Genomic DNA, 4,906 nt, shown 5'->3' on the forward strand with positions numbered 1-4,906 from the left:
GGCAATAACGGAATAAATAAAAAACAATGATATAGTTGATTTTACTTTGAATTTGCGATATTTGCGGCGGCTGAAAAAAATCCGCATCCGCCTTCAAATGCGGATACGGATTTTCTTGTCAAACAAACTTATTCGGCCAACAATGCTTCCGGTTTGACTTTTTCGCCATACACGGGCAACAGGGTTTTTTCATAGGCGGCTTTCAGACGGCCGTCTTTTTTCATGGCGGCGATTTCGCCGTTGACCCAGTTCAAGAGATCGGCGTTGCCTTTTTGGACGGCGGGTGCGATAAATTCGGCAGGGCCTAAATTACCGATGGCGACTTCAAAATCCGGGTTTTCTTTCGCCCACGCCCACAGCAGGGCGTTGTCGTGGGCAAGTGCCGCGCCGCGTCCGTCTTTCAGCGCGTCGAAGGTTTCGGTGTTTTGGTCGAATTTCAGCAGTTTGACTTCGGGATGGCTTTTGGTGAAGAAGGCGTCGGCGGTGGTGCCTTTGTTGACCAGCAGGGTTTGGTCTTTCAGTTGCGCCACGTCGGTAATCGGTTTGTCTTTGGGGGAAACCACGCCCAACGCCACTTTCATGTAGGGGTCGGCAAAATCGACAGCTTCGGCGCGTTCGGGGGTTTTGGTGAAGTTGGCCAGGATGAGGTCGACTTTGCCGGAACGGACGTATTCAACGCGGTTTGCAGCCTCGGTCAGGACGAACTCGACTTTGTCTGGGCTGCCGAGCAGGTCTTTGGCCAGGTCTTTGGCGATTTCAACGTCAAAGCCTTGGTTTTTGCCGTTTGCGTCAACATAGCCGAACGGGGGCTTGTCGCCGAATACGCCGATGCGGATCACGCCTTTTTCCTTGATGGCGGCAACGGTTGCCGCGCCGCTGCTTTGTGAAGATTGGGTGTCGCCGGAGCCGCCTCCGCAGGCGGTCAGACCGATGGCGATGGCGGCGGAAGCGAGTAGCGCTTTGAATTTTGCGTTCAGTTTCATTGGGAATCTCCTTTTTGAATGTTTGCTTGGGATAGAATGCCGTCTGAAAGGGGGAGCGGACGGTTTACGGTAAATCAGTAGTCCATACCTGCCAGAAATTGGCGGGCACGCTCGCTTTTGGGTGCGGAAAAGAAGGTTTCGGGATCGGACGATTCGACGATGCCGCCTTTGTCCATGAAGACGATGCGATCGGCAACTTTGCGGGCAAACCCCATTTCATGGGTTACGATGAGCATGCTCATGCCTTCATGGGCGAGTTCTAAAACCACTTCCAAGACTTCGCGCACCATTTCGGGGTCGAGTGCGGCGGTGATTTCGTCCAGCAGGATGACTTCCGGATTCAGGCACAGGGCGCGGACAATGGCGATGCGTTGTTTCTGGCCGCCGGAGAGTTCGCGCGGGTAGGCGTTTTTGCGGTCGAGCAGGCCGACGCGTTCCAACAGTTTGTCGGCTTGTGCTTCCGCTTCGGCGCGGTTGCGGTTTTGTACTTTTACCGGGCCTAAGAGGATGTTTTCGATGACGGTCATATGGGCAAACAATTCATAGCTTTGAAAGACTATGCCGACTTTTTGCCGGGCGGTTTGCCAGGAAACGTCTTTACCGAATTCGCCAACACCGTCCATCACGATGCTGCCGCCTTGGTGCGGCTCCAAACCGTTGACGCAGCGCAGGAGGGTGGATTTGCCGCAGCCGGACGGACCCAATAACACAATCACTTCGCCTTTTTCCAAGTCCAAATCTAAGGATTGAATGGCGGTTACGCTGCCGTATTGTTTGTGCAGCTTGCGGATACTCAATAAAGCCATATCAGTGTTCCCATTTTTGTTCCAGCTTTGCCGCCAACAGCGACAGCGGCCAACAGCATAAAAAATACAGCATAAAAATCAGGCCATAAACCCAAAATGAGGCATTGGGCTGCGTCAGCAGAGAGTTTTCAATAATTTGTTGCCCCACTTTGACCACTTCAATCACGCCGATAAGCGAGGCGAGCGAACTGGTTTTAATCATTCGCGTAAACAAATTAACCGTCCCCGGCAAAGCACGGCGGACACTTTGCGGCAATTCGATGTAGCGGAACACTTGACGACGGCTCAAACCCAGTGCCAAGCCCGATTCGACTTGATGTTTTTCAATCGATTCCAATGCGCCGCGCACCAAATCGCCCATTTCGGCGATGCCCCAAAGCGTAAAAACCCAAACGCAAACCCAAAATCCGCCGATGTGTATGCCCGTCCACACGGACAAACCGAAATACAGGCCGAACAGCCACACCAAAATCGGCACGATGCGGATGGTTTCGAGATAAAACCGTCCGATAAGGCGGACAAGCCGGTTGCGCGAACGCAAAACCAGGCCGAACAACGTCCCCAATACGCAAGAAGCCGCAACAGAGATTAAAGAAATTTGTGCTGTTAAGAGCAGGCCTTCGCCCAAACGTGCCGCATTTTTTCCTTCAAAAAGCCAGTCAAACGCCATATTTCGCCCTCCGTATGCGGTTTTCCAATCGCCGCACCAACAAAGAAACAGGCAGCAGGATAATCAGATAAGCGGCAAACAGCAGGAACAATGCCTCGTTGGTTTTATAGTCCATACCAATCACATCTTTGGTAACAAACAACAATTCTGCAATACCGACCGCGCTAATAACGGATGTTTCTTTCATTAAAAACAATATATTAGCGGCAACAGCCGGAAAAGCGACCGCCCAAGCCTGCGGCAATTCGACATAGCGGAACACTTGAAATCGGCTCAAACCAACGGCTTTGCCCGCCTCGACCTGCCCTTTTGGCACTGCCAAAATACCGGCGCGGACGGCTTCCGCCATATAGCTTGCGCCCAAGAAAACCAGCGCGATCACGCCGCAGGTGAAACCGTCCCATTTGATGCCCATTTTCGGCAGGCCGTAATACAGGAAAAACAACTGGATCAACAGGGGCGTATTACGCGACAGTTCGATATAGGCGCGTGCCAATGCGTAGAAAGGGCGGATGCGGTATGCCGTTACCACGGCGACGGGCAGGCCGAACAGCAACGACAAAACAACGCCGTAAACGGACAATTCCAGCGTCAGCTTTGCCGCATCGGCGAATTTGGGTATGGCATCGATCAGATAAGGCCAGTTCATCAGAATCAGACAATCAGCTTAACGAAAGGCGGTATTTTAATGAACTTGTAAGATAATGTTAAAGAATTCTTGGGAATATCAAACATCATAAAAAAGAATAAGGCGATGCCGTCTGAAAAAACTTTCAGACGGCATCGTACTGAATTCCGCGTCAGATTGCGCTGCCGCCGACGGTCAGCCCGGCATCGATACGCAAAGTCGGCTGCCCCACGCCGACGGGGACGCTCTGCCCTTCTTTGCCGCACACGCCGACACCGCTGTCCAACGCGGTATCGTTGCCTATCATCGAAACATGTTTCAGCACTTCGGGGCCGTTGCCGATGATGGTCGCGCCTTTGACAGGATATTGCAGCCTGCCGCCTTCGACCCACCACGCTTCGGATGCGCTGAATACGAACTTGCCGCTGGTAATGTCCACTTGTCCGCCGCCGAAATTGACGGCGTAAATGCCCTTATCGATGGACGCGATGATTTCTTCCGGCTCATAGCCGCCGTTTTCCATAAAGGTATTGGTCATGCGCGGCATAGGCGCAGAAGCGTAACTTTCGCGGCGGCCGTTGCCGGTCGATTGCGTACCCATCAGGCGGGCGTTGGTTTCGTCCTGCATATAGCCGACCAAAATACCGTCTTCGATCAATACCGTGCGGCGGGTTTCATTGCCTTCGTCGTCGATATTGAGCGAACCGCGTCTGTCGGCAATATCGCCTTGGTCCACAACGGTCACGCCTTTGGCGGCCACGCGCTCGCCGATTCGGCCGGAGAAAACGCTGGTTTCTTTGCGGTTAAAATCGCCTTCCAAACCATGTCCGACCGCTTCGTGCAACAACACGCCCGGCCAGCCGTTGCCCAAAACAACAGTCATCTCGCCGGCAGGCGCAGGACGGGATTCAAGATTGGTCAGGGCTTGTTTGACGGCAGAATCGACAAACCGATGCACCAAGTTTTCATCGAAATACGCCAAATCATAACGCCCGCCACCACCCGCACTGCCCTGCTCGCGACGCTCGCCCTGCTTGGCAATGACGGTTACGTTCATGCGTACCATCGGGCGGATGTCGGCAGCGTGTTTACCGTCCAGACGGGCGATGTACACCATGTCGTATTCGCAGGTCAAACCGGCCATCACTTGCACGATACGCGGATCGGTGGCTTTGGCCAGCGTTTCGACTTTGTTCAACAGCGCGACTTTGGCAGCGGAATCGAGGCTGGCAATAGGGTCAATCGCCATATGGACAGGCTTGCCGTAGGCAGGTGTCGGCACTTTGACGCTGGCCTCGCCACCGGCCGCACCAATCACGCGCACGGCTTTGGCAGAGCGGTTGATCGAATCGATACACAGGCTGTCGGCGTAGGCAAAAGCGGTTTTATCGCCCGAAACGGCACGCACGCCCACGCCCTGATCAATTTGGAAGCTGCCCGATTTGACAATGCCTTCTTCCAGATGCCAACTTTCATAGGCAGTGCGCTGACAATAGATGTCGGCATAATCAACATGGTTGGCGCCGATAATGCTCAGGCTTTGGGCGAGCAAATCGGGGGAAAGATGGTTGGCTTCGAGCAAATCCCGCTGTACGGCGGCGTAGGTTTGTTGCATAATTTTTCAGACGGCCCGACAAGCAGGCAAAGTTAATTTGGCCTTGATTATACGGTATTTTATATGGCTTTGGATATGTTGATTGCTTGGGTTTATGAGTAATTGAAACAAATTAAAAGGCCGTCTGAAATATAGGGTTGAAATGTTTGCCTTACCCTAGTTCAACGTCAGCCGCGTAGAGAAGATAACAAATCATCGTAGGAT

The 4,906-nt window shown here is 53.1% G+C and carries 5 protein-coding genes; all 5 read right to left on the bottom strand.

The window, feature by feature from the left end; translation table 11 throughout:
- Window positions 1-128: 128 nt before the first annotated feature.
- The 5 genes from ACTHUT_RS13910 to tldD all read right to left on the bottom strand — a co-directional run bounded on the left by ACTHUT_RS13910 (window position 129) and on the right by tldD (window position 4,702).
- Window positions 129-983: an amino acid ABC transporter substrate-binding protein gene (locus ACTHUT_RS13910; protein ID WP_250599466.1), complete on the bottom strand. Its 855-nt coding sequence runs from the start codon at window positions 981-983 to the stop codon at window positions 129-131.
- A gap of 74 nt (window positions 984-1,057) precedes the next feature.
- Window positions 1,058-1,789: an amino acid ABC transporter ATP-binding protein gene (locus tag ACTHUT_RS13915; RefSeq protein ID WP_440418915.1), complete on the bottom strand. Its 732-nt coding sequence runs from the start codon at window positions 1,787-1,789 to the stop codon at window positions 1,058-1,060.
- Window position 1,790: 1 nt separating this feature from the next.
- Window positions 1,791-2,459 (bottom strand): amino acid ABC transporter permease, encoded by a 669-nt coding sequence (locus ACTHUT_RS13920; protein ID WP_070633283.1) that lies wholly within the window; start codon window positions 2,457-2,459, stop codon window positions 1,791-1,793.
- Window positions 2,449-3,108: an amino acid ABC transporter permease gene (locus tag ACTHUT_RS13925; protein WP_003680341.1), complete on the bottom strand. Its 660-nt coding sequence runs from the start codon at window positions 3,106-3,108 to the stop codon at window positions 2,449-2,451. The genes ACTHUT_RS13920 and ACTHUT_RS13925 overlap by 11 nt, the downstream gene beginning before the upstream one ends.
- A 151-nt stretch (window positions 3,109-3,259) precedes the next feature.
- Window positions 3,260-4,702 (bottom strand): metalloprotease TldD, encoded by a 1,443-nt coding sequence (gene tldD / locus ACTHUT_RS13930; RefSeq protein ID WP_250599462.1) that lies wholly within the window; start codon window positions 4,700-4,702, stop codon window positions 3,260-3,262.
- Between the last annotated feature and the right edge of the window lie 204 nt (window positions 4,703-4,906).

Source organism: Neisseria sp. P0022.S010 (assembly GCF_051956635.1).

What these genes read in the sequence shown, in the direction of transcription:
- ACTHUT_RS13910 (WP_250599466.1), bottom strand. Translation starts at nt 983, where the DNA reads ATGAAACTGAACGCAAAATTCAAAGCGCTACTCGCTTCCGCCGCCATC.
- ACTHUT_RS13915 (WP_440418915.1), bottom strand. Translation starts at nt 1,789, where the DNA reads ATGGCTTTATTGAGTATCCGCAAGCTGCACAAACAATACGGCAGCGTA.
- ACTHUT_RS13920 (WP_070633283.1), bottom strand. Translation starts at nt 2,459, where the DNA reads ATGGCGTTTGACTGGCTTTTTGAAGGAAAAAATGCGGCACGTTTGGGC.
- ACTHUT_RS13925 (WP_003680341.1), bottom strand. Translation starts at nt 3,108, where the DNA reads ATGAACTGGCCTTATCTGATCGATGCCATACCCAAATTCGCCGATGCG.
- tldD (WP_250599462.1), bottom strand. Translation starts at nt 4,702, where the DNA reads ATGCAACAAACCTACGCCGCCGTACAGCGGGATTTGCTCGAAGCCAAC.